This is a genomic window from Chishuiella sp., from assembly GCF_032109125.1.
Classification (GTDB): domain Bacteria; phylum Bacteroidota; class Bacteroidia; order Flavobacteriales; family Weeksellaceae; genus Empedobacter.
Genome location: NZ_DAMCLZ010000004.1, coordinates 35,550 through 62,314 on the forward strand (window position 1 = coordinate 35,550; position 26,765 = coordinate 62,314).

Genomic DNA, 26,765 nt, shown 5'->3' on the forward strand with positions numbered 1-26,765 from the left:
TACTTATCATTAATTAAAAATACTTTAAATAAATTTTACACGTTATTAGAACCTATGACACGTTTTTGGAACTATATACTATTATTCCTTATTTTTCTAAATATATCCGTTTTTAGCCAAGAAAAAACGTATCAATTCTATCGTTACGATATTGAAACAAATACTTACATTAAAGATTTTGATAAAACATCTTTTCAATCAACTTTAGATTCTTTACAGAAAATAGGTTATTATACACTTACATTAGATTCTATTATTGACCATAAAGTATATTTAAATAAAGGGAAATTATATCAAACGATTTGGATAAAAAATAATGAATTATTTGAAAGTAAAAATGATTATTTCCCTACAAATAATTTAGATTCTATTTTAAATAAATTATCTACCTTAACAACGAACGAAGGTTACCCTTTTGCGCAAATAAATTTAATTTCTAATGGTTATAAAGAAAACGAACCTAAAATAGAATTACAATTAAACAAAGGCCAATTAAGAAAAATAGATGGTGTTAAATTAGTTGGTTATGAAAGTTTATCAAAAGGTTTTATACGCCATGCATTGAATATAAAAAAAGGAGAAATATACAATGAAGATAAATTAAATAACATTTCATCTATCCTTCAACAAACAAGATTCGTTTCTGAAATGCAAACTCCACAAACTTTATTCAAAAAAGATTCTACAATTCTCTATCTCTATACTAAAAAAAATAATTCTAATTTTTTTGATGGAATTCTAGGTTTTGGTACAGATGATAATGGAGATTTTAAATTAAATGGAAATGTACAACTTTCATTGAACAATGTTTTTAACAATTTTGAAGAAATAAAGCTAAATTGGATTGGTACAGCAAACAAAAACACTTCTCTTGATATTGATGTAAAAATTCCTTACTTATTTAAATCTGCAATTGGGTCGCAAACTAATTTTAAACTATTTAAACAAGATTCAGTTTTTGTAAACATTAATTTCTCTGAACGATTATTTTATAATATAAATATGAATTCAACCATTGGAATTAATGGACTTATTCAGTCTTCTAATTTTTTACTGGATGATGATTCTACTTTAAAATCTAATTATGATGATTATTCAAAAGCAGGAATAGGATTAAGCTATAACTACTTTCAACAACATCCTTTTTTATTAATGGAAGGAAAATCATTATTTCATATTATGGTCAATTCAATTCGAAAAAAAGAAAAGAATTTTTCTTGGACAGAAGAAATAGACAATAAAACAACAAATCAAATTGAAATTGGATTGAATACTTTTAGATTATTCGAACTGCATCCTAAACATTTTATAAAAGTTTCTGGACAATTCTATGGTCTACTTACAAAAGACAATTATTTCTCCGAAAATGAACTCTATCGCATTGGAGGTTTTAAAAGCTTTAGAGGTTTTAATGAACAGAGTATTGTAGCTAATATGTATGGTTTTGCAAGTGTAGATTACAGGTTTGTTCCTAGCGAAGCATTTTATATTGGTTTATTTTCTGATTATGGATTTATAGAAAATAAACGTTCAGACATAAATACGTCTTTATTAAGTATTGGTACAGGTATTTCTTTCTTGACTAAAATGGGAATTTTTAATTTAAGCTATGCAGTTGGTAAAACTGATACTACATCTTTTGACTTCAAAGAATCTAAAATACATTTCGGTATACTTAGTAAATTTTAATAAACAAAACCTTTTGTACACACTTTCCAATTACAAATATTTTATAATTGTATTCTAGTTAAAGTAAAATCAATTATAAAAGAATTTTACTTTCAACCGTTTTTGCTTTTTTTATTTAATTTATAAAATTGTAAGCCTCAAGAAAGTCATTGTTTATTACAATATCATTTCAAGGAACAAAAACAACTTTATAATAGTTATTTTTTGTTACCTACTTTCACACTCCTCATGGAAACTCAAATAAAAAAACCGCAAAAAGAATATTATATCCTTATGCGGTTTTTTGAAAATATTAATAAAAATTTGACTCTATTTTTTAATGCCCAGCACTAATAACTTTACCTGCTCCTTTCTTAATAAAAAATAAGATAAAAGGAATACATATAAGAAATAAAACTCCTAAGTACAAAAATACATCCATATATGTAAGTACGGTTGCTTGTTTTGTTACTTGTAAGTCTAGTAATTCGTAAGCTTTATTTAATGCATCATTGGGTGCAAATCCTTTACTTATAAAACTCATCTTCATTTGTTGAATATAAGTTTGAACCTCAAATTTGGCACTATCAAGATGTGTAACTAAATTTAAACGATGGCCAACTGTCCAACGAGAAATAAAAGTTGTAATAATAGCAATACCAAAAGATCCTCCTAACTGACGCATCATTCCTGTAAATGCAGCTCCTTCTCCAATTTGCTGTCCTTTTAAACTAGATAGAGATAAAGTTGTAATTGGTACAAATAATAATCCTAACCCTACTCCACGAACAACTAACGGCCAAAAGAAATGTTCTGAACCTGTATCTGGTGTTAATATAGTATATGACCAAAAACTATAACAAAAGAAAATAAAGAATCCTCCCGCAACTAAATATTTAGGCTCTACTCCTTTTTGTAATAACGTAGCAATAATAGGCATCATAAATGCTGTCATTAAAGATGATGGGATTAATAATAATCCTGCATCTGTAGCTGTCCAACCAAGAATAGATTGTGTATAAATTGGAATAACAAATGTTGATCCATATAAACCAAAACCTAGAATAAAAGATAAAATCGTTCCTATTGCAAGGTTGTTATCCTTTAAAACTTTTAAGTTTACAATTGGATGTTCAAAAACCAATTCTCTCCAAATAAATAATATGAACCCGAAGAAACTTGTGATTGTTAATACCAAGATTGTTTCATCTGCAAACCAATCATCTTGTTGACCATGTTCTAATACATATTGTAAAGAACCTACTGCAATTGCTAATAAGATTATTCCTAAAAAATCTACTTGATTTAATTTAGATTTTTCTGCATATTTTGGACTTTTAACAAATGAAATTGTTAATAATGTTGCTATAATACCAATTGGAATATTGATATAGAATATATATGGCCAAGACCAATTATCTACTATATATCCTCCTAATGGAGGACCTAATGTAGGACCTACAATAACACCCATACCATATATAGCTTGTGCTAAACCTCTTTTTTCTGGAGGATAACTTTCTGTTATAATTGTTTGAGAAGTTACCAATAATGCTCCACCACCAAGACCTTGAATGAAACGGAAAAGTATAATTTCCCACATTGTTGTTGCATTTCCACAAAGAAAAGAAGCAGCTGTAAAGATGATGATTGATGTTGCAAAATAATTTTTACGTCCAAATTGTTGTGATAACCAACTTGTCATTGGAACAACAATTACATTGGCTATTGCGTATGCTGTTACAACCCACGCAATATCTGTTAAAGACACACCTAAACTACCTTTCATATCATTCATCGCTACGTTAACAATTGTCGTATCTACAATTTCTAACAAAGCACACATAATAGCAGTTATTGTGATAATTACACGTCTTGAACCATATTCAATTAAATTATTATCTTCCATAATATATTTTTTGAATAGGTTTTATTACTTCTCAGTAGTATTCGATTTTAATAAAATATCAGCTTCAACATTCATACCTGGACGAATCAATTTCAACATTTCATCTTTTTCGTCTGTAAATTCTATTTTAATTGGTAAACGCTGAACTGTTTTTACGAAGTTACCAGAAGCATTATCTGGAGGTAATAAAGCAAATTTAGCACCTGTAGCAGGAGATAATGAAGTCACTTTAGCCTTAAACTCATGATGAGGATAAGCATCAACTTTTATAATCGCTTCTTGACCAACTCTAATTTTTTCTAATTGAGTTTCTTTGTAATTCGCCGTCACATAAATTTGTTTAGTATTTACAATATTAAATAAAGATTGACCTGCTTGTACTAATTGACCTGGTTGTAAATTAATTTTAGATAATTGTCCATCTTCAGCAGCAATTACGTATGTATAAGATAAGTATAATTCGGCATTCTCAATATTTGTTTTATATTGATTAATTGCTGCTTCTGCAACTTTTATTTGAGCTTTAGAAACGTCTGATTGAGCTTTAGAAGTATTTACTTGTTTAGATGTAGCTTGTGCTTGTTTAGCTGTTGCAGCCAATTGTGCATTTGCAACTTGTAATTGTCTTTCAGCAGTTTCTTTAGCAGCTAAAGCCTGTTCATATTGTTGTTTTGTGATAGACTGATTTTGAAATAATTTATTGTATCTATCATAATCATTTTTAGTTCTCCAAACTTGTACTTTTGCAGCTTCTACGTTTGCTTTTGCTGTTTCTATTGTTGTCGTCGCAGCAACTGCACCAGCCTCAGAAACTCCAATTGTAACACCAGCAGTATTTACATTAGCATGAGCAACACTTAATTGCCCTTCTGCTTGTTGTAATGCAGCTTTAGATTCTTGCAATTTCAAAACAAATTCTGATTGATCCAATACAACCAGTGTATCACCTTTGTGAACCATTTGATTGTCTTGAACTAATATTTTTTCTATATATCCACTAACTTTTGGTATAACAGGAGTTATTTTAGAATCAACTTGTGCATCATCTGTAACTTCATGAGCTAAACCATGTAAATATTTATAAACCCCGTAACCTCCTCCTAAGATTACTAAAGCTCCTAAAATAATAATAAACTTAGTATTTAATTTTTTCTTTGGTTGTTTATTTTCTTCCATTTCGGTATGTCTTATTGTACGTTATCTAATAAAATTCCTGTTGTATAATAATATTCGTAGATAGCTAACTGCTCATCTGCATCTCCTACTACTTGATTTATTTTCGCTTGTAATTGTTGAACATCAGCCTCTAACAAATCGTTAGTATCAGCTAAACCATTTTCATTTTTATCTTTTACAATTCTAAAATTTTCATTTGCTTGCTCTACAGCTTCGTTAAAAACAAGATTTTTCTTTTTCGCTAAATCATATTTCTGAAAAGCTTCATTCATTTCAACTTTAGCTTTGTCTACAGTGGTTTGTTTCTGAAGTTCATTTTCTAATTTTTCAGCTTTAGCAACATCAACATCAGCTTTGTTTTTGTATAAAGAAGATAAATCGTATTTTAAACCAACTCCTACATTAGTAGCATTTGTTACTGTAGCAATTTTATCTAAATTCATTGACATATAACCACCAGAAAGTGATATTTGAGGATAATATTTAGATTTTGCAATCTTAATTTGATTATCAGCTATTTTATCTTTCAAATCATAGCTTTTTACATCATTTCTATTTTGATAATCTTGAGAATTATTAGCAATATCTTGTAATTCTTTTACATTATCAACATGAATAACTTGATTTTCATCCTGACCTGTAAGAATATTTAATCGATAATTTATATTTCTATATTGTGTTTCAGCTTCATCTATAGCAACTTGTACATTAGATGCTTGCAATTTAACTCTCAATAAATCGTTTCTAGGTATAATTCCATTGTCCAAGAAATTTTGAAAATCTTTTACACGCTGTTTAGCTCTAACTAAATTTTCGTTCAAAACTTCGATAGAACGTTGAGTTTTGTATAATCCAAAATATAAATTAATGGCTTCCCAAACTACATTTTCTTTTGTTGCATTAATTTGTAAATTAGATAAATCAACCATTAATTCACTATTTCTAATAGCATTTCTGATTTTAAAACCAGCAAAAACAGGAACTGATACATTTGCCTGACCAACTATTAATTGATTAGGAACTATTGTATTTCCTGTAGTACTTTGAGTAGGGATTTTAAGATCTACATTTGGTTTAAAAATATGCAAATATTGTCCACTAATCGAAATGTCTGGTAAACGATTGTTTTTTGCACTTTGTACTTTATACTCATTTGTCCCTTTAGAAGCTTCAGCAACTTTTACAGATTTACTGTTCTGTAAACTTTGTTGAATAATTTCTTCTAATGAAACATTTTTGTCTTGAGCATGACCTAAAGTTGCAATAACTAAACAAATCGGTAGGAAAATTTTATTTTTCATCGTATTGTATAATTGCTTTTAAAGAATCTATTAAAAAGGGATAATATTCTTCATGAATACGTTCAGAGAACTCTTCATGTGTTGATAATCCCCATAGTTTTAAATATGTTTTTTCGTTTAATATAAAATAGGAAGTACTCCCTATTACAACCATTATAACTGCTTCTGCAGGAGCTTTACGCTTAAATTCACCATCTTGAAATCCCTTATCAATAATTTCATTAATATAAGATAAGTTTTTCATTTTCAAGTCATTTACTTTATGATCTACTTCTAAAATAGAATCTCGTTTAGAATATTCTCTGACCATAATTCGATGAAATTCTGAATTACTTAAAATTCTATCTAAAAATTTCTTTAAGATTTCTCTTAATTTATCAAATGAACTTATAGATGGATTTTTAGATATTTGTTCTAATTCTGCATTAAATACAGATATACGCCAACTAAATAAACACTCAACTAATTTATTTTTGGAACCAAAATAATAACTAATCATAGCTATATTTATATTGGCCTCTTTTGCTATTTCTCTAATACTTGCTGCATCAATTCCTCGGCGTCCAAAGACTTTCTCAGCAGCTCGTATTATTTGCATTTTTTTTTCTGAAAATTCCATAAGAAAAAAATTGATCGTGCAAAGTTAAACAAACGTTTAATTAAATGATATATTTTTAAGTATTTATTTTTATAATATTTTATAATTTATTGAATAACTTTCATTTATGAAAGAAAACTTACTACACTACCTTTGGCTATTTAGATTATATTCTACTAGTAATTTAAAAACATATCATAACAATGAATATTTAGAAATAGTTAATTCTGGAAAAATAAATTATAATTCTGGTCCTGACTTTTTAGAATCAGAAATTGTAATAGGAAACAAATTATGGATTGGTTCAGTTGAAATCCATATTAATTCATCAGATTGGAATAAACATAAGCATTCTAATGATCTAGCATATAAAAATGTTATTCTGCATGTTGTATGGAATCATGATTGCGAAATAAATATTTTAAGAGAAAGAAACGTTCCTACATTTATTTTAAAAGATTATGTGAAACCTGAAATAATTTCTAACTACAAAACTATTTTAACAACCGAAATAGATAAAATTCATTGCAAACCTTTCTTAAGGAATATGAATTTAAAACAATTTACATTTTGGTTTGAAAAAATATTAATTGAACGTTTCGAAGAAAAAACTAAAATAGTTTTAGAAATATTAAAAAATAACCACAATAACTGGGAAGAAACATTATTTAGAAGTTTAGCAAAAAATTTTGGCTTATCAGTTAATATTGATGCATTTGAAATTTGGAGTAAATCTTTTCAATTTAAAATTGTACAAAAAATACAATTTGATCCAATCAAAGTTGAAGCTTTATTTTTTGGACAAGCTGGTTTTCTTGATGAAAATTATAGTAATCAATATTATAATACACTACAGAAAGAATATACATTCTTGAAAAAAAAATTCCAATTAAATCAAATTCCAAATGAAACATTTCGTTTTTCTAAAATGCGTCCAATTGGATTTCCTACCATTCGTATAATACAATTAGCTGCTTTATATTATACTTATAATAATTTATTTTCGAGAATACTATCAATTAATAATTTGAACTCATTTTATAAGCTTTTTGAAAATATTTACATAAATCCATTTTGGGATAATCATTACACATTTAAAAAAGAATCAAATTCTATATCAAAAAAGATCTCAAAAGATAAAATAAACAATATTATCATTAATACAATTATTCCTATTCGCTTTGCTTATGAATGTAGTTTTGGAGAAGCTAATGTCGAATTTTTCTTAGAATTATTAGAAAATATAAAACCAGAAAAAAATTCAATCCTTGATGAATTTGAAGAAATTGGATTTGAAAATAAATCTGCAAAATCGTCACAAGAATTAATTCAATTAAAAAAAAGATATTGTACAGAAAAAAAATGTTTAAATTGCGCTATTGGAAATCAAATTTTAAAATAATAATGAAAGATAAAATCAGAAATTTTACTGAAAACGAATGGTTTAATGTAATCTCTAGATTTGCAGATAAATTAGGCGTTCGTGTAGTAAAATTACGTCTAATATTTATCTATTTATCTTTTGCTACATTTGGTCTTACATTTATAGGATATTTTATAATGCTTTTCTTCTTTTGGGTAAAAGATTGTCTCGTTGTAAAAAGAAAATCAGTCTTCGATTTATAAATATTTAATTATAAATACTTAAAACCTATACTTTATATTTTTATTTATAATTTACTAATTATTTGACAGTTAGTTATAAATTATTAATAAGAATATAGATATGAAATATTTAAAAAAACATTTTTTCCATATAACTAAATCACAACGTATAGGTTTATATATATCTATTATTTTAATCCTTTTATTTGAAATAATTCAGAATATCTCATTTGAAAAAAATGATTTTACATTAACTGAAACTGATAAATTATTTTTAAAAGAATATGCTATAATTTCTAAGGCTAAAAATAATTTTTCTAATAAAAATACTTTACAATTAAAAGATTCTATTTCTCCATTTAATCCAAATGATTTGACAAAAGAAGAATGGATTCAACTTGGTTTTTCTGATAAGCAAGCTGATATTATTTTAAAGTATAAAAAAATAGTTGGAGGAGAATTTATATCTAAGGAAGAATTTAGTAAATGCTATGTTATTGATGATGAAAAATATCAAAAACTAGCACCTTATTTATTACTTCCATCAAAAGATGAATCAAGTAAAGATATAAATACATCTTCCATCACTTATAAAAATTTTAATCCAAATGACATAACTCAACAAGGATGGGAAAAATTAGGCTTTAGTGCTAAACAAGCCGAAATAGTTATGAAATACAAACAAATTTTAGGTGGAAAATTTACAAGTAAAGAACAACTTAAAAAATGCTTTGTAATATCTGATGAAAAATATTTGGAAATGAAACCTTATATTTTGTTACCAGAAAAAACAAAACAAGACGAAAAATTCTCGACAAAACAAACTAAAGCTAAAATAAATTATTCCTCTTTTAATCCAAATTTATATACTGAAAAAGATTGGCAAAAGATAGGATTTACATCCAAACAAGCAGAAACAATTATAAAGTATAAAAAAATATTGGGTGGAAAATTCACAAACAAAGATCAATTACGCAAATGTTATGTAATTTCTGATGAAAAATATATAGAATTAGAACCTTATATCACATTTAATACTAATAATGAGCAAATTGAACAAAAATCAAAAACAAAAGAAAATGAAAATGTTGTTTCAAAAACTGATATAAAAAATAAATTTAATCCAAACGATTTAACAAAAGAAGAATGGATAAAGCTAGGTTTTACAGAAAAACAAGCGAATACAATTCTTAATTTCAAAAAATCATTAGGTGGAGAGTTCAAAGATGCTCAAACATTAAAAAGATGCTATGCTATAAGCGAAGAAAAATTTAAAGAAATAGAACCATATTTATATTTCAAATAAAAATATAGTTTTTTTTAGTTAGGTTAGGTTAAAATAAACGCGCTCTAGAATTTTTCTAGGCGCGTTTATTGATTCTATATTATTAAGAATACTAAAATTAGTAATTAAATAAATCTTCTAATGTTAATTCTTTTACTTCACCTAATTTCTGTACAGAAGGCCAATCAAGATTAGATTTATCACCAACTAAGCCAACATTATATTTTTGTCCTTTAATATGTTTATTAAAGAAATCATTTAACTGATCCAAAGTTAATGTTGAAGTTTGTGCATAAATATCTTTATTGATATCATAATCTAAACCTCTATCTTGTAATGATAACCAATAAAAGAAAATATTAGATTTTGTATAACGTTTTGTAGCAATTTGTTTTAATGCTGCTTGTTTAGAATTTTCGAACTGATTAGGCGCTTTTGGCATGTTATTCATCAATTCATTCATTGCTTCTACAGCTTGTGGTAATTTATTTGCTTGTGTGCCTATACTTGCTCTTACGTAATTGTATAAATCTTTTTTATTCGCATTAGAATAACTTGATCGTGCAGAATAAGCCAATGACTTAGATTCACGAATTTCTTGAAAAACAATAGAAGATAATCCTCCTCCAAAATACTCATTAAAAATTCCTGATGGTGTTAATAAACTTGTATCGTATTTGGTATCGCGTGCAATGAAGTTTATTTCTGCTTGTACCATTTCGTAAGGTGCAAAATATACTTTACCATCTGTTATTGGTTGTGGAAAATCTTTTTTAGAAGTATACGTTAAATTTTTACCTAAATTATGGTTCTTTTCTATTGCTTTTTTAGTTGCAGTAACATCATTCCCGTAATAGAATATTTGATGTTTATAATTAAAAAAGTTTTTAATTATTTGAGTTAATTCAGTTGGATTAATATTCTTTAACTCCGTTTCTGATAAAATATCTCTAAATCGATTATTCTCTCCATATTGTGCATACATATTTAATGCGTACGAAATTGCATTCTTATTCTTTTTAGAATTTTCTCTCGATTTTAAAATTGTATTCACATACTCTTGGTAAGAAGCTTTATCTGCAACTGCATCATTAATTAAATGCTCAAATAATTTTATCCCTGCATCCAAGTTTTTTTGTAAACCAGTTAAATAAACATATGTTCTATCTGCTCCTGTATTAACACCAAACTCTACTCCTATTTTATAAAATTCTTTTTTAAGATTTTCTGGAGAATATTTAGAAGTACCTAAATAATCTAAATAGTTAATTGCTAATCCTAATTTACTGTCATTATCAGATCCTATATCAGAAATATAATAAACAGAACTAAGATCATTTGTTTTGTTATCGATCGAAGTAAATTTTACATTTTTAACTTTACTTTCTTTCAGTTCTTTTTTGAAATCAACAAAAACAGGAGCAATTTCTTTCACTTCCAATTTCATGAAATCTTTATAAAACTGAGATTCAGCATCACGGTTTAATTGAATTGGTGTAATTCCAGGATTAGAAACACGAACTAAATCTTTATTTTCTCCTTGTCTTTTATAAACAATTACATAATTATCATTGTAATGTTTTTTAGCAAAATCAATTAATTCTTGTTTTGTAATTCGACCTATTTCATCATATTGATCTACAACCTCAGCCCAAGGAACATCATTAATATATGATTTGTATAAATTAGCTGCTAACGCTCTTGGGTTATCCCAACTTTGTAAACGAGATTTTTTTAAATCGTTTACAACAGCTTCAATCATCCAATCATCAAAATTCCCTTGTTTGATATTGTCTATTTGTGCTAAAATTAAATCTCTTACTTCTTCCAAGCTTTGACCCTGTTTTGGAACTCCAGAGAAAGAATGCATTCCGTAATCACGGAAAAATGAAGCTCCACTACTCGCTCTTAAAGCTTTTTGTTGCTGATTGATATTCAAATCAATTAAACCAGCTGTAGAATTACTTAAAATATAGTCTATTAATGTTACATATTTTGCATCAGAACTATTTGCTCCATCAAAACGATAAGCAAACTGTACACGTTCCGAAGATGGACTTGCAACTTCTTTTACAACGATACTTTTTATTGGTTCTTCTTTCGCAACATATTGTTGTGGTTGAGGTTTTGTTTTGTAGCTACCAAAGTATTTATCAATTAATGGAACAGCTGTATCAAAATCAAAATCACCAATTAACATTACTGCCATATTATTTGGCACATAATATTTATCAAAATAATTATGAATAGCAACCATCGAAGGATTCTTTAAATGCTCTGATGTTCCTATTGTTGTTTGTGTTCCGTAATGAGATTGAGGATAAAGATTCTGCATCAATTTATAATAAACTAAACGTGCATCGTTATCTTGCGCTCTATTAAACTCCTCGTAAACGGCTTCTAATTCTGTATGAAATAATCTTAATACTAATTCATTAAATCGTTCAGATTCTACTTTCAACCATTTTTCTAATTCGTTGTTCGGAATATTATTGTGGTAGATTGTTTCTTCTACAGATGTATGAGCATTTGTTCCTGAAGCACCCAACGACGAGATTAATTTATCGTATTCATTTGCTACTGCATATTTTGATGCTTCTTGAGAAACCTCATCTATCTTTTTATAAATAGCAACTTTTTTAGCAGGATCAGTTTCTGCTTTATGTTGCTCATATAAATTAGATATTTCTTGAATTAAAGGTTTCTCTTTGTTCCAATCTTGTGTTCCTATTTTAGAAGTTCCCTTAAAAACCATGTGTTCTAAGTAATGTGCCAAACCAGTATTATCTTCTGGATCGTTATTAGAACCTGTTTTTACAGCGATATGAGTTTGAATTCTTGGTTCGTCTTTTAATTGAGCTAAATAAATTTTCAACCCATTTTTCAACGTATATATTCGTGTGTTCGAAGGATCATTTTCTACTATTTCGTAAGTATATCCTTTATTATCAGTTTTTTTCACTGTTTGTAGTTGTGCATAAGTTAGTACGGAATTAAATAAAATTCCGCATAAAAAAATAGATTTCCTCATATGTTACTTTTTATAAACAGCTTAAAGTTAAGAATTATAATCAATTATATTCTTACATATGAGTATGATGTACTATTAATTTTAAATAATAAATGAATTACAAAGATATAAAAGAGTTAATATATACTATCACTTTATTGGTAAAATGGGATATAGGATAAGTTTATAAAAATTATTTTTTCGATAAGTTGAATTTTTTTTTATCTCGTAACATATTCATGATACTATGAAATGATCGTATCATGAATTAGATTAAAAAATAAACCTCCTTAAAATAGTTTTTAAAGAGGTTTATTTTATAATAGTAAGTTTTTGTATATAAAATTATGAGTTGTGCAACAATTAGAGATGATAGTAGCTGGGTTAATTACTTTTATTTATAAATTTTAATCTTTGAATATTATTTAGGTGTTTTTCTCGTATTATAGAACTCTCACCATTTTCAACTGCTTGTTTAAGAAAATTAGCAATATCCCATTGGTTTCCATATCGTACAAGTTTTTGTTTTTCTAGTATATTGTTAAACCATTCCATAACGCTATTGGATTTAGTTAAATATGTTCCATGGGGTAAATTAATAGGATTTTTTAATGTACAATTACCGAAAAAGACAATCAATGAATAAATTGGAATATCATCAAAATTATATACCCTTCTTAAATCTTCTATATGTTTTTTATTCTGTAAAATAGGGTTATAAAACTTATATTTCTGTTTTCCATATGCTAATAATTGTGTCCAATTTACCTGATTCTCACTTCCAAAAATCCAACCGCTATATTCTTTCACTTCGAAAACTATAATTCCAACTTTTGTAGCAACGACTATATCTATTTGAGAATATTGTTCATTTCCATTATTCAAATATAAATCGTGGAAAATTGCAGTTGATTTGATTCCTGATTTCAAGATTCTTAAAACCATTTTTCGTTCGGAAGAAGTTCCTCTGTCTAAACTTGTAACTGTTTTAAGTAATTTTCTATTTTCAATTTCATTATAAATTAAAAAAACAACTATAAATAATAGAATGATGATAGGGATAATAAAGTACAAATTCATTTATTTAGATTCTAACATGGTGTCAAAAACATGTCACTAATGATTTCAAGCTTTGAGAAGGATTGAATAAAAAGTTCAATTAAGTGCTACAGTTAGCAAAACCATTTTTTATTTGCTAATTTACTCTTTTTAAACAAATAAAATATAGTTTTTGTGTAAATACCTAAATATTATCAATTTAGAATTTAACCCCGCATTTAAAATGTTACCTACAGGCTTTTTTTATTCTCTATAAATAAAATCTGATCCAGGGTTCTCACAAGCATTTATCAATCTTTCATAATTGTCCATTATTTTGTAAAAATCATGTTTTTCAAATTTTCCCCTTTTAAATGAATGTCTTGAATTATTAATTTCTTCAAGGGAATACTCTGAAATAAATTTTAGCTCATAAAACTGTTTTATTTGTCCATTATCACAGTTTGCAAGCACTTCATTTTCAATTGTGTTTACAAATGCTATAATCATATTAAATTTTAATTTATAAATTGATAGATTAGTTAAATTCCTCGCTTCATCTGCATGAATAAAATTTTCACTTTTATTTTCAAAATATGTTTTTGGAGGTTTAGTTTCTTTAATTATTTTAATAAGTTTTTTTAGTTTTGCTTTGCTTTTTGATTTATCAATTTGTTTATCGACATTCCACTTAATATAAATTGCTAAAATTCCTAAAGTAAATGCTAAAAATGGACCAATTAAAGCTCCATAATTTTTCAAAATTTCTCTCATAATTTACTAAACCGTTTTTATTGAAAAAAGCTTGCACACAACTTATTTATTCCCGCAAATATAAACTACTTTTTCAATAATTTACCAAAACACTATATTACTTTTTAACAAACTGTTTCAAAGCAATAGCAACTTTTGCACCATCCATTGCAGCAGAAATAATTCCACCAGCATAACCTGCACCTTCGGCACAAGGAAATAAACCAGCAACTTGTACATGTTGTAAAGTTTCATCATTTCTTGGAATACGAACAGGCGATGAAGTTCTAGATTCTGTCGCAACAACATTGGCATTTTCTGTAAAGTAACCATTCATCTTTTTTCCAAAAGTTTGAAAACCTTGTTTCAGAGATTGGTGAACTTCTTTTGGTAAAATATCACTCAATAATCCAGAATTTAATCCTGGCAGATACGAACAATCGTTCAATGAATTAGACAACTTACCCGAAACAAAATCTGTCATACGTTGTGCAGGCGCTTTTAATTTTCCTCCGCCAACTTGCCATGCTTTTTGTTCTACCATTTGTTGAAACTTCATTCCAGCCAATGGTCCAGTAAAACCATATTTAGCAAAATCTTTTTCATCTACCGTTACAACCATTCCAGAGTTAGCAAAGAAACCATCTCTTCTAGAAGGTGACCAACCATTTACAACCAATTCTCCTTCGTCTGTAGATGCTGGAGCAATAATTCCTCCTGGACACATACAGAATGAGAAAACACCACGACCAGCTTCTTGTGAAACCAATGAATAAGATGCTGGAGGTAACAATTCATTTCTTTCTGTACCAATAGGACAATGATATTGTGCAGCGTCAATCAAACTTTGATGATGTTCTACACGAACTCCCAATGCAAATGGTTTTGCTTCAATGAATATTTTTTTATCATCCAATAATCTAAAAATATCACGAGCCGAATGTCCAGTTGCAAGAATAAGTGCATTCGTATTTATTTTTTTATCGTGATTAATCTCGATTTGTTTTATTTTATTGTCCTCAATAATTATATCCGTCAATTTTGTATCAAACCAAACTTCTCCTCCACATTCTATGATTGTTTCTCGCATTTTTGCGATAATTCCAGGAAGTTTGTTTGTACCGATATGTGGATGTGCTTCTTGTAAGATACGTTCTGTTGCACCAAAATGAACAAACCATTGTAAAGACTTTAATATATTTCCTCGTTTGGTAGAACGAGTATATAATTTTCCATCAGAATATGTACCTGCTCCACCTTCTCCAAAACAATAATTAGATTCAGGATTCACAATACCATCTTTATTCATCGCGGCTAAATCTCGTCTTCTGTCACGTACATTTTTACCACGTTCTATAATGATTGGTTTTAATCCTTGTTCTATTAATTCTAAGGCTGCAAAAAGTCCAGCAGGACCAGCACCAGCTATATATACTTCGTGTTTATTTTCTACATTTTGCAGATTAGGATTAAACTCGAAAGCATCATAAAATTCTTCGTTTACAAAAACATTTACTTGTAATTGTGTTACAATATTTCGGCTTCTTGCGTCTAAGGAACGACGAACAATTTGATAAGCGTTTATGTTTTCTGATTTTGTTTTTGCTGCGCTTGCTAAACGTTGTTTTAAAACTTTTTCGTTTGCTGCTTCTGCAGGAGAAATGCGTATAGTTACATTTTGAGGCATAATTATTGTCTAAAAAAATAGACTACAAAATTACGCTTATATTTTTTTATTTTATCAGAAGTTGAATACTTTTTAAATGATTGATGATGTTAAGCTTTGATGATTAGTGGTTTTGAAAACGTAAGTTAACCTAATTTATAATTAGTCGTTATTCATTATATTATTCGCAAAAAGGATTGAAGTGGAAATCCTTTGCTGATTGAATGCATTTCAACTTCAGCTCAATGACCAATCAGCAAAGATTGTAACGAGAAAGCCTGTTCCGAAGGATTTGCCCAAAGAAAAATAGAAAAATGAAAAAATTATTGCGTTTGTTTTTGAGCAGCTTTTTGAGGCATAATTATTGTTTTAAAAAAATAGATTACAAAATTAAATGGAAGGTATAAATTGATACTACTCTGAATTAATTTTGTTGATAAAATATAAAAATAAGAAAATGAAAAAAGTACTTTTAACCTTAGGAATAGGTGCAATGATTAGCTCTTGTGCTACAAATCAAAAAAATAGTAACACAATTAATTTAGATGATGTAAAAACAGAAAAAACAATTCATCTAAACAATGGAGAGGAAGTTGATTTTACTATAACAACAAATCCAACAACTGGTTATGATTGGACTACAACAGTTCCTAATGACTGTAATGTTGCAATTGTAAATGAAGCTATAACTTCTGATAATAAAACTGGAGCAATGGGAGCTCCATCTAAAAAAACATATAAAATAAAAGCCAATAAGAATGGTGAATGCACAATCCGTTTCGATTATAAAAGAAGTTGGGAAGATGCAGTAGAAAATACTAAACAAATAAAATTCATTGTAAAATAAATAAAAAATGCATCTCATAAGAGATGCATTTTTACTATTAAATAGAAAGATTAATAAATTATAATCCTAATTTTTTAAGCGTTTGTTTTTGAACACCATTTTTATGTAATAAAATGTTAGTTGTTTTGTATTGTACAAAAGCTTTTGTTACATAAAGATATCCTTCGTAATCATTTGTTAATCCCCAAGAATTCTTAACGATATAATATTCTTTACCGTTTTGATCTTTTGCTAAACCAACAATGTGCATTCCATGATCATCTGTTGTTTGGTAATCATCAAAAGCTGCTTGACGCATATCTTCTGTAATCACTTTTTCTGGTTTTGGACCATTGAACATATCAGCTTTTTGTTCTGGCGTCATGTCAGCAAAATCAACTTCTGGTACATAAGCAACACCATTTTTCCAGCTAAATCCTTTTTCAGATACATCTGTTGCCCAAGCTACAGTAAATCCATTTTTCAATGCATAGTCAATATTATCTGTAAGCTCTGTCATTGGAACATTGTAAAAAGATTCGTAAGCCCAGTTATCAGGAACAGCTAAAACAAATGGTTTGTAGTAAGCATGATCTTTGAAAGATGTTATAGCTACATAATCTTGAGGTTTAATTCCTGTAACTTGATCTGCAAAAGTACGTGGAGTATATTTTTTACCGTTGTAAGTAAACTCGCTTGGGTAAGCACCTAAATAGCTATCTAATACAGCAGTATAAGCTTTTTCCCAGTTTGGAGTTAATGTTCCGTTTGGATTAGAAACTACAGCTTTTAAAACTCCTTCTTGGATTGCTGCCATTTCACCAAATTTATTATTTTTTGTTCCGTAGTTTAACCCTGTGTAAACTTCTGTAGGAACAGCTCCGTAATTTTTGATTGTGTTGATAACGTCAAAAAATGATCCTCCATCTCCTAAAGTTGTTGCACCATGCATACGTACATATTGTTTCCCTTTTTCTACGTAAGTATTTCTTGCATTAAAAATTGGAGACAAAGCTACTGGTTGTTTACCCATTCTTGCCATTTCCGACTCAAAGAAAGAATTCCCTGAATATGACCAACAAGTACCAGATGAACCTTGGTTTTTTATAGGTGTATTTGTTAGATTAATAACTTCTGTAAATTTGAAAGCTTCTTTACTGTTATTACTAACATTTTTATTAAGTGAGTTAACTAGGTTGTCTTGTGCTGATGCCAATTGTACACCTCCAAATAAGATTGAAGCTGCGAAAATTGGATAAAAAATTTTACGCATTTTGTATTGTATTTTATTAGAGTACTGAATATGTCGCTAATTTCATGAAAATGTTATACAAAAACCCTATTATTTTTATTTTTTTTCAAAAAAAAATTGATATTTATCTGTTAAACAACTTTTTAAAAAGGGGTATATGTTCAATTAAAATATTTTTCTAAAGATAAAACACAACATTACTGTTGCTTCTCGCTCGAGTTGTTATCTCAAAGTACCCAACAAAAACAACTTTACAAGATTGTTATTATTGGCTAAATCAGGTCTGTGAAAACATTTTTTTTACAGATTACTACAAGCTCTTTTATTTAGTTATCCATATTAAGAAATTATATCTAAAAATTAATCTGCAGCGGAAAGCGAAGTAAAAAGATTGAGAGCGGAAAGGGCGTCTCGTAGGGATTGGCCTAAAAATAAAAAAAGCCATTCAGAGTCAGATTTCCGAATGGCTTTTTGAGATAAAAAATATAAACTATATAATGGTCGATTTACCTATCAAAATATTTTCTAAATTAATATATGATTGTTGGTCATGCTCGCTCAATAATATTTTTATGACATAGTTTGCTACAACTGATGTTGAATAATCACTTGTTTCGTCTAAATCTGATGTTACAATAAGGTTATTAATTGCATTTTCTACTGCATCTTCTATAGCCTTTGCTCCTTCTTCTAATCCTAAATAGCGAAGCATCATTGCTGCACTGAGAATAGATGCCATTGGGTTTGCAATTCCTTTTCCTTTGGCTTGTGGATAAGAACCATGAATAGGTTCGAATAATGCATTTTCTGTTCCTACGGATGAAGATGGTAACAGACCGATACTTCCTCCGATTACACTTCCTTCGTCTGATATAATATCTCCAAACATGTTTTCTGTAAGGATAACATCAAATTGTTTTGGATTGATGATTAATTGCATTGCAGCATTATCTACAAAAAGGAAATCTAATTCTACATCTGGATATTGTTTGCTAATTTCCATTGCAACTTTTCTCCATAAACGTGAAGTATCTAATACGTTTGCTTTATCTACTAATGTTACTTTTTTACGACGTTTTAATGCTTCTTGAAATGCTAAATGTGTAATTTGTTCGATGTCTTCTTTTTTGTAAGTGCATGTATCGTATGCATAAGAATAATCGTCTGCTGTGAATTTTTCTCCGAAATAAATTCCGTTGATTAATTCACGAAAAATAACCATATCTGTTCCTTCGATATGCGATTTCTTTAGAGGACTTTTCCCTAATAATGACTCATATGCTTTGATTGGTCTGATATTAGCAAATAAACCAAGCTCTTTTCTTAATTTTAGTAATCCTTGTTCTGGTCGAACTTTCGCATTGGGATCATTATCATATTTTGGATCTCCAATAGAACCAAATAAAACAGCGTCGGCATCTTTACATAGCTGTAATGTACTTTCTGGTAAAGGATTTCCTGTTTCGTCAATTGCAATTGCACCTATCAATCCTTCTTCGAATACAAAACTATAGTTAAAAACTTGTTCTACTACTTTTAGAATTTTCACAGATTCTAAAATGATTTCTGGTCCAATTCCATCACCAGAAAGCACAGCTATTTTATGCGTTTTCATTTTGTAAAGATTTATGTTGTTTTTGTTCGTATTGTTCTATTTTATCTTTTTGACTAATTAAAAAATCGATATCATCATATCCGTTTAATAAACAAATCTTTTTATAAGAATCTACATCAAAGGTTAATTGAATATCTTTGATTTTTAATGTTTGATTTTCTAAATCTACTTCAAGTTCTATTTCTGGGTTTTCGTCTATGTTTTGAAAAATAGTATTTAATACCTCATCTTCTACAACAATTGGTAAAATACCATTATTTAGTGCATTTCCTTTGAAAATATCTGCAAAGTAGCTACTAATAACAACATCGAAACCATAGTCCTTAATTGCCCAAGCTGCATGCTCTCGGCTACTACCACAACCAAAATTTTTACCTGCAACTAAGATTTTTCCTTTAAATTTTGAATCATTTAATGGAAAACTCTCTATCTGCTGATTATCTTGGTTATATCGCCAATCTCTGAATAGATTATCTCCAAATCCTTCTCTACTAATTGCTTTTAGGAAACGAGCTGGGATAATTTGGTCTGTATCTATGTTTTCTATTTTGATAGGAACAGCTGATGATTTTATATGATTGATAGAATCCATTTCTTTTTAATTTTGATTAATGTCTACAATTTTACCATGAACTGCTGCTGCAGCTGCCAAAAGTGGACTTGCTAATAATGTTCTAGAATTTGGACCTTGTCTTCCTTCAAAATTTCTATTTGACGTAGAAACGCAATATTTACCTTCTGGAACTTTATCTTCATTCATTGCTAAACAAGCTGAACAACCAGGTTCTCTTAATTTGAATCCTGCTTCTTCGAAAATTTTATCTAAACCTTCTTCTATTGCTTGTTTTTCGACTTGTTTTGAACCTGGAACAATCCAAGCAACAACGTTTTCATTACGTTGCTTACCTTTTACATAATTGGCTACTGTACGCAAATCTTCTATTCTTGCATTGGTACAACTTCCTATAAAAACATAATCTATCGGATAATTGATAATTGATTGATTATCTTTGAATCCCATATATTTTAATGATTTTTCGAAAGAATCTTTTTCATTTTCACTTAAAGAATCTTTAGATGGAATTACATCATTAACTGCAATTCCCATTCCTGGATTTGTTCCGAAGGTAATCATTGGTTGAATATCAGCAGCATCAAACTCTACTTCTTTATCAAAAACAGCACCTTCATCTGTTGGTAATGTTTTCCAATAAGCAACTTTTTGTTCCCATTCTTCTCCTTTTGGTGCGAATTCTCTCCCTTTTAGATAATCGAATGTTGTTTGATCTGGAGCTATCATTCCTCCACGAGCTCCCATTTCTATAGACATGTTACAAACTGTCATCCTTCCTTCCATCGACATATTTTCGAAAACATCACCAGCATATTCACAGAAATATCCAGTTCCAGAATTTGTTCCGATTTTTGAAATGATATATAAGATAACATCTTTTGGTTGAACATTCGGATTTAATTTTCCATTTACTGTAACACGCATAGATTTCGGCTTGTTCATCAACAAACATTGACTTGCAAAAACTTGAGCAACTTGGCTAGTTCCAATTCCAAAAGCTATTGCCCCGAAGGCTCCATGAGTAGACGTATGACTATCTCCACAAACCAAACTCATTCCTGGTTGTGTAATTCCTAATTCTGGAGAAATAATATGAATAATACCTTGATATGGATGTCCTAATCCATAAAAAGATATATTATTTTTTTTACAATTAATTGCCAATTGTTCTAATTGTTGTTTAGACAATGGTTCTGTAATCGGTTTATCTTGGTCGATTGTTGGCACATTGTGATCTGCTGTTGCTACAATTTGATTTGGTCTAAAAACTGGTATATTTCTAGCTTCTAATTCAGCAAATGCTTGTGGACTTGTCACCTCATGAATAAGGTGTTTATCTATGTAAATTACTTGTGGCCCATTTTCTACTTGGCTCACTACATGTGCATCCCACACTTTGTCGAATAATGTTTTCATGCAAATTTTGTTTCTACTGTTTGATTAAATTGATACATTAATCTTTCTAAATCTTCTTTGACGACTTCTTTTTTTGCATCAGCAACTTCTAAAAATTGTTCATACAAAACATCTAATTCATTTTTAGTTACCTCAAAACCAATATTTTTTAAACGATAAGCTAAAGCTGAACGTCCACTACGAGCTGTTAATATAATAGATGATTCGTTTACACCAACCTCAGCAGGATCTATAATTTCGTAAGTTTCTCTATTCTTAATAACACCGTCTTGATGAATACCAGAACTATGTGCAAATGCATTAGAACCTACAATTGCTTTATTTGGCTGAACAATCATTCCCATCGTTTCTGATGTAAACTGACTTAATTCTGTTAACATTCTTGTATCAATATCTGTATATAAATTAAGTTCTTTATGTTGTTTAAAAACCATTACAATTTCTTCTAATGCTGTATTCCCTGCACGTTCTCCGATACCGTTAATCGTACATTCTATTTGTCTAGCACCATTAATAGCTCCTGCTACTGCATTTGCTGTCGCTAAACCTAAATCGTTATGATTATGACAAGAAATAATAACATTTTCTATTCCAGGAACGTTATCTTTTAAATATTTTATCTTATTTCCATATTCATATGGTAAACAATATCCTGTAGTATCTGGAATATTAAGTACTGTAGCACCAGCTTTTATAACTTCTTCACAAACTTTTGCTAAATAAGCATTATCTGTTCTACCTGCATCTTCAGCATAAAATTCTACATCATCTACAAAAGATTTGGCATAAGCAACAGCTTCTACAGCACGTTCTATTATTGCTTCTTTGTTAGAGTTAAATTTGTGAATAATATGAGAATCAGAAGTACCAATCCCTGTATGAATTCTTGGCTTTACTGCATATTGCAATGCTCTAGCAGCAGCCTCTATATCTTTTTTGTTTGCGCGAGTTAATCCACATACAGTTGCATTTTTCACTAATTTTGAGATCGCATTTACTGCATCAAAATCACCTGGACTCGAAATTGGAAAACCAGCTTCAATAACATCAACTCCTAAATCATCTAATTTAGCAGCAATTTCCAGTTTTTGTTTCTTATTTAGTTTACAACCTGGCACTTGTTCTCCATCTCTTAATGTTGTATCAAAAATTTGAATCTTTTCTGCACTCATACCAATTCTTTTGTTTGTATTTGTAATGTGAAATTAATTTTTTGTTAACTTTAGTCTTTGAAATAATATACTTTTATTACAATTCATAAACAAGTTAATTTTAATATAAGTTATTCATTTAAAGAATTTTAAACCTTTTTAAATTACAATGTCTAATTACAATAAAGATTCTCTTTTTAGCCTAATAAAATCTTTAAATCGTTCAGAAAAACGACAATTTAAAGTTTATGTAAACCGTTTACAGATTAATGCTGATGCTAAATTTTTATTATTATTTGATACATTGGATAAATTGGAGGAATATGATGAAACTGTCATTTTAAAAAAGAAAATTACTACTAAACAACAGTTATCAAATTTAAAAGCACACCTCTATAAACAAATACTAATTAGTTTACGAATGAGCCCTTCTCAACAGAATAATCGAATGCAGATTAGGGAACAATTTGATTTTGCCACAATTTTATATCAAAAAGGACTATATAAACAAAGTTTAAAAATTCTAGATAAAGCAAAATTTCAAGCTTATGAATTAGAAGAAAAAGCTATTGCTTATGATATATTAGAATTAGAAAAAATAATTGAATCTCAATTTATCACTCGAAGTATTTCTGGTAGAGCTGATCAATTAATAGAAGAATCGGAAGAATTAAGTTTACAAAATTTACAAACCAATAGATTATCAAATTTATCTTTAAAATTATATAGTCTTCTATTGGAAAATGGATATGCAAAAAATGAAGAAGAGATAAATAAAATAAAAAAATTATTTATTGAACAAACAAAAGATATTAATCTTAACGATCTTAAATTCAAAGAGAAATTATGGTTTTACAAGGCTAATGTTTGGCTTGCTATGCTAATACAGGATTCTGATTATGCTTTTGAATACTCAAAAAAATGGGTTGAATTATTTTATGAGAAAAAAGAAAGAATTCAACAACATCCTGTTTGGTTTTTAAAAGGTCATACTTATTTATTAAAAATATTATACTTAAAGAAAAACTCGGAAGAATTTAAATTTTGGTATGATCAATTAGAAAAATCATCTGCTTATTTTCCTTCTACTGATAATGTGGAAGCATTATGGTTTATAACAAAATTTAATAGTAAATTAAATTATTTCTTCATCAATCCAAAAGAAAATATAAGCCCTTTTCTTATAAAGGATATACTTAGAGAAATAAAATTACATCAACGAAAAATAGATAACCATCATATATTAATATTATATCTAAAAATAGCTGCCTATCATTTTTTAAATAAAGATTGGGAAAATTCTTTCGAGTACTGTCAAAAAATTGTCAATAGTGATTTCTATATTCAAGAAGATTTACATTTTTATACCTATGTTCTAATTATGATGAATTTATATGATTCTGGAAACGATCTTGAACTTGATTCTTATTCTTATAAAACACATCAGTTTTGTAAAAAAATGAAGAATAATAATAGTATAACTAGAAAAATTAGTTTATTCTTTATTGAATTAAATGATTTATATCCACAAGAAAAAATAAAAGCTTTTCGTGATTTAGATAAATTTTTAATTGAAGCTGAATCTGATGAATTATTAAGAAGAAATACCAACTATATTAATCTTCGCCGTTGGATAAAAGATAAAATTTAATTTCAGATATAATAATGTTACATTATATCTATTCAATTAATTCTATATGCATCAAGATTATACTGTTGGAGAAAACAAAGCTAATCAAGGAGTTCGATTTTTAAATTTTATTATTGATTCTATTTTTATAGTTATTAGTATAATTATTATATTTTCTATAATATCTCTTTTTATTTATTTTATAAATCCTGAAAGTAAAATTTTCAATGAAATTGAAAATATACATCCTTTATTAGATCGTATTTTGACATCAAGTGCTTACTTTCTTATTTATTTTGGAATTGAAGCTATTACAAAAGGTAGATCAATTGGAAAATATATTACTGGAACCAAAGTTGTAATGATAGATGGTACAAATCCAACAATAAAAGACTATTTTTCAAGAAATATATCAAGAATAATACCTTTTGATGCTTTTTCTTTTTTAGGTGGAAATGACTGGCATGATAAAATATCAAAGACAACAGTTGTTAATAAAAAAGCTTTTGAAGAAAGTTTAAAAACAAATAGTACCATTGATGAAATAGGTCACTAATAAAATATAATTGCATAAATTACTTTTTATTCATTAAAAAGTAGTTGTTAAAAATATTTAATGTAAAATATCATTGTTTTTTTTAAATATTATTTCGTAAAAAAGACTATTTATTGATACCTTTGTAAGCAAAAATATATTTTTGAAAAATGGAAAAGCAACCTCAAGAGGTCGTATTGGTTGGTGCTGGTATCATGAGTGCAACACTAAGTATACTTCTTAAAAAAATTGATCCAAATATTAAAATTTCTGTTTTCGAAAAATTAGATAAGATTGGATTTGAAAGTTCTGATGCTTTCAATAATGCAGGAACTGGACACTCTGCTTTTTGTGAGTTAAATTATACTCCAATGGGTAAGGATGGTATTGTTAATATTGACAAAGCTGTTGGTATCGCTAAAAAGTTTGAAACATCTAAAGAATTTTGGTCTTATTTAGTCGAAAATAATTATGTTTCTTCTCCAGAAAAATTTTTACGTCCAACACCACATATGTCTTTTGTATGGGGAGATGAAGATGTAAACTTTTTGAAAAAACGTTACGAGAAATTATCTCAACATCCTTTATTTAAAGATATGGAATATTCTGAGGATATTTCTAAAATAAAAGAATGGGCTCCATTAATTGTTGATGGTAGAAAGGGTAATGAAAAAGTTGCAGCAACGCACATGAACCTTGGTACTGATGTTAATTTTGGAGAATTAACAAGACAAATATTTAAAGGGTTACAAAATAAAAAAGAAATCACACTAGAAACTGAACACGAAGTTAAAGATTTAACTCGTTTAAGTAATGGTAAATGGGCTATAAAAGTTAAAGATTTAAAATCTGGAACTAATAAAGCTGTAAATGCAGACTTTGTATTTATTGGTGCTGGTGGTGGAGCAATTTTATTACTTCAAAAAACTGGTATTCCAGAATCTAAAAAATATGGTGGTTTCCCTGTAGGTGGACAATGGTTAATTTGCCAAAACGAAGATGTCATAAAAAAACACCATGCTAAAGTTTATGGAAAAGCTAAAATTGGAGCGCCTCCAATGTCTGTTCCTCATTTAGACACTCGTGTTATTGACGGTAAACAATCATTATTATTTGGTCCTTTTGCTACATTTTCAACAAAATTTTTGAAACAAGGATCTCATACAGATTTATTTAAATCTGTAAACTTTGGTAATGTAGGTTTTTTACTTAATTGTGGTTTACATAATATTGATTTAACTAAATATTTAATCAGTCAAGTACTATTATCTAAAGAGAAAAAGGTAGAATCTTTACAAGAATACTACCCAGAAGCTAAATTAGAAGATTGGTTTGAACAAAGTGCTGGACAACGTGTACAAGTTATTGAAGAAGAAAACGGAAAAGGAACTCTAAAATTCGGTACAGAAATAGTAACATCGCAAGATGGTTCTATGTCTGCTTTATTAGGAGCTTCTCCTGGTGCATCTACTTCTGTAAGTGCCATGTTAGATTTACTTAAACAATGTTTCCCTAATCTAATGAAAAATAATTGGGATCCATTGATAAAAGAAATGATTCCATCTCATGGAGAAGATTTAGGAAATGCTGAATTAGCTGAAGCTTCTAGAGCAAGAACTACTGAAGTCCTTAAGATTTTTAAATAAAATAAAATAAATAAAAAAATCGTCTTAATTATAAGACGATTTTTTTTATTTCGAAGTTGTTTTAAACTTTATAATAAATTATGTTTACTTTTTGGGCAATTGCTTCGCACC

21 protein-coding genes are annotated in these 26,765 nt (G+C 28.3%); 8 read left to right on the top strand and 13 right to left on the bottom strand.

Annotated elements, in window-relative coordinates:
- Window positions 1-54: 54 nt before the first annotated feature.
- Window positions 55-1,689, top strand: coding sequence for a ShlB/FhaC/HecB family hemolysin secretion/activation protein (locus tag RT575_RS06055; protein ID WP_313579551.1), 1,635 nt, complete (start codon window positions 55-57; stop codon window positions 1,687-1,689).
- 316 nt (window positions 1,690-2,005) lie between these two features.
- Here the strand turns inward: RT575_RS06055 and RT575_RS06060 are convergent, their stop codons facing one another.
- From RT575_RS06060 to RT575_RS06075, 4 genes are read right to left on the bottom strand one after another with little or no spacing between them, the layout of a single operon-like run.
- Complete coding sequence (locus RT575_RS06060; protein ID WP_313383928.1) at window positions 2,006-3,577, bottom strand: DHA2 family efflux MFS transporter permease subunit; 1,572 nt, start codon at window positions 3,575-3,577, stop codon at window positions 2,006-2,008.
- A gap of 24 nt (window positions 3,578-3,601) precedes the next feature.
- A complete protein-coding gene (locus tag RT575_RS06065; protein WP_313383926.1) occupies window positions 3,602-4,753 on the bottom strand; it encodes an HlyD family secretion protein in 1,152 nt (383 codons plus the stop codon).
- A gap of 11 nt (window positions 4,754-4,764) precedes the next feature.
- Window positions 4,765-6,054, bottom strand: a complete 1,290-nt coding sequence (locus RT575_RS06070) for a TolC family protein (RefSeq protein WP_313383924.1) — start codon at window positions 6,052-6,054, stop codon at window positions 4,765-4,767.
- A complete protein-coding gene (locus RT575_RS06075) occupies window positions 6,044-6,652 on the bottom strand; it encodes a TetR family transcriptional regulator (protein ID WP_313383923.1) in 609 nt (202 codons plus the stop codon). The genes RT575_RS06070 and RT575_RS06075 overlap by 11 nt, the downstream gene beginning before the upstream one ends.
- Window positions 6,653-6,779: 127 nt before the next feature.
- On the opposite strand from RT575_RS06075, the gene RT575_RS06080 reads away from it, so the two are divergent.
- The 3 genes from RT575_RS06080 to RT575_RS06090 all read left to right on the top strand — a co-directional run bounded on the left by RT575_RS06080 (window position 6,780) and on the right by RT575_RS06090 (window position 9,563).
- Window positions 6,780-8,054 (top strand): DUF2851 family protein, encoded by a 1,275-nt coding sequence (locus RT575_RS06080; protein ID WP_313579554.1) that lies wholly within the window; start codon window positions 6,780-6,782, stop codon window positions 8,052-8,054.
- 2 nt (window positions 8,055-8,056) lie between these two features.
- Window positions 8,057-8,278 (top strand): PspC family transcriptional regulator, encoded by a 222-nt coding sequence (locus tag RT575_RS06085; protein ID WP_313375174.1) that lies wholly within the window; start codon window positions 8,057-8,059, stop codon window positions 8,276-8,278.
- A gap of 100 nt (window positions 8,279-8,378) precedes the next feature.
- Window positions 8,379-9,563, top strand: a complete 1,185-nt coding sequence (locus RT575_RS06090) for a helix-hairpin-helix domain-containing protein (protein ID WP_313579556.1) — start codon at window positions 8,379-8,381, stop codon at window positions 9,561-9,563.
- Between the two features lie 97 nt (window positions 9,564-9,660).
- Here the strand turns inward: RT575_RS06090 and RT575_RS06095 are convergent, their stop codons facing one another.
- The 4 genes from RT575_RS06095 to RT575_RS06110 form a co-directional block, all read right to left on the bottom strand.
- A complete protein-coding gene (locus tag RT575_RS06095; RefSeq protein ID WP_409515948.1) occupies window positions 9,661-12,573 on the bottom strand; it encodes a M16 family metallopeptidase in 2,913 nt (970 codons plus the stop codon).
- A gap of 363 nt (window positions 12,574-12,936) precedes the next feature.
- Window positions 12,937-13,632, bottom strand: coding sequence for a nuclease-related domain-containing protein (locus RT575_RS06100; protein ID WP_313579560.1), 696 nt, complete (start codon window positions 13,630-13,632; stop codon window positions 12,937-12,939).
- A 222-nt stretch (window positions 13,633-13,854) separates the two neighbouring features.
- Window positions 13,855-14,364, bottom strand: coding sequence for a hypothetical protein (locus RT575_RS06105; protein ID WP_313579562.1), 510 nt, complete (start codon window positions 14,362-14,364; stop codon window positions 13,855-13,857).
- A gap of 97 nt (window positions 14,365-14,461) precedes the next feature.
- Window positions 14,462-16,030: an FAD-dependent protein gene (locus RT575_RS06110; protein WP_313579564.1), complete on the bottom strand. Its 1,569-nt coding sequence runs from the start codon at window positions 16,028-16,030 to the stop codon at window positions 14,462-14,464.
- Window positions 16,031-16,466: 436 nt separating this feature from the next.
- On the opposite strand from RT575_RS06110, the gene RT575_RS06115 reads away from it, so the two are divergent.
- Window positions 16,467-16,856, top strand: coding sequence for a protease inhibitor I42 family protein (locus RT575_RS06115; protein ID WP_313579566.1), 390 nt, complete (start codon window positions 16,467-16,469; stop codon window positions 16,854-16,856).
- Window positions 16,857-16,914: 58 nt separating this feature from the next.
- Here the strand turns inward: RT575_RS06115 and RT575_RS06120 are convergent, their stop codons facing one another.
- The 5 genes from RT575_RS06120 to RT575_RS06140 form a co-directional block, all read right to left on the bottom strand.
- Window positions 16,915-18,108: a C1 family peptidase gene (locus tag RT575_RS06120; RefSeq protein WP_313579568.1), complete on the bottom strand. Its 1,194-nt coding sequence runs from the start codon at window positions 18,106-18,108 to the stop codon at window positions 16,915-16,917.
- Window positions 18,109-18,577: 469 nt separating this feature from the next.
- Entirely contained in the window at window positions 18,578-19,702 is a 1,125-nt protein-coding gene (leuB, locus tag RT575_RS06125) for a 3-isopropylmalate dehydrogenase (protein WP_313579570.1), read from the bottom strand.
- Entirely contained in the window at window positions 19,689-20,294 is a 606-nt protein-coding gene (gene leuD, locus RT575_RS06130; RefSeq protein WP_313579572.1) for a 3-isopropylmalate dehydratase small subunit, read from the bottom strand. Before leuD ends, leuB begins: the two co-directional genes overlap by 14 nt.
- 6 nt (window positions 20,295-20,300) lie before the next feature.
- Window positions 20,301-21,692, bottom strand: a complete 1,392-nt coding sequence (gene leuC, locus RT575_RS06135; RefSeq protein ID WP_313383904.1) for a 3-isopropylmalate dehydratase large subunit — start codon at window positions 21,690-21,692, stop codon at window positions 20,301-20,303.
- Window positions 21,689-22,864, bottom strand: a complete 1,176-nt coding sequence (locus tag RT575_RS06140; protein ID WP_313579574.1) for a 2-isopropylmalate synthase — start codon at window positions 22,862-22,864, stop codon at window positions 21,689-21,691. Before RT575_RS06140 ends, leuC begins: the two co-directional genes overlap by 4 nt.
- A 148-nt stretch (window positions 22,865-23,012) precedes the next feature.
- On the opposite strand from RT575_RS06140, the gene RT575_RS06145 reads away from it, so the two are divergent.
- From RT575_RS06145 to mqo, 3 genes are all read left to right on the top strand, one after another.
- Window positions 23,013-24,494: a hypothetical protein gene (locus tag RT575_RS06145; RefSeq protein ID WP_313579576.1), complete on the top strand. Its 1,482-nt coding sequence runs from the start codon at window positions 23,013-23,015 to the stop codon at window positions 24,492-24,494.
- A 46-nt stretch (window positions 24,495-24,540) separates the two neighbouring features.
- On the top strand, window positions 24,541-25,029 hold the full coding sequence (locus RT575_RS06150) for an RDD family protein (protein WP_313579578.1): 489 nt from the start codon (window positions 24,541-24,543) through the stop codon (window positions 25,027-25,029).
- A 149-nt stretch (window positions 25,030-25,178) separates the two neighbouring features.
- A complete protein-coding gene (gene mqo / locus RT575_RS06155) occupies window positions 25,179-26,654 on the top strand; it encodes a malate dehydrogenase (quinone) (RefSeq protein ID WP_313579580.1) in 1,476 nt (491 codons plus the stop codon).
- Window positions 26,655-26,765 lie beyond the last annotated feature (111 nt).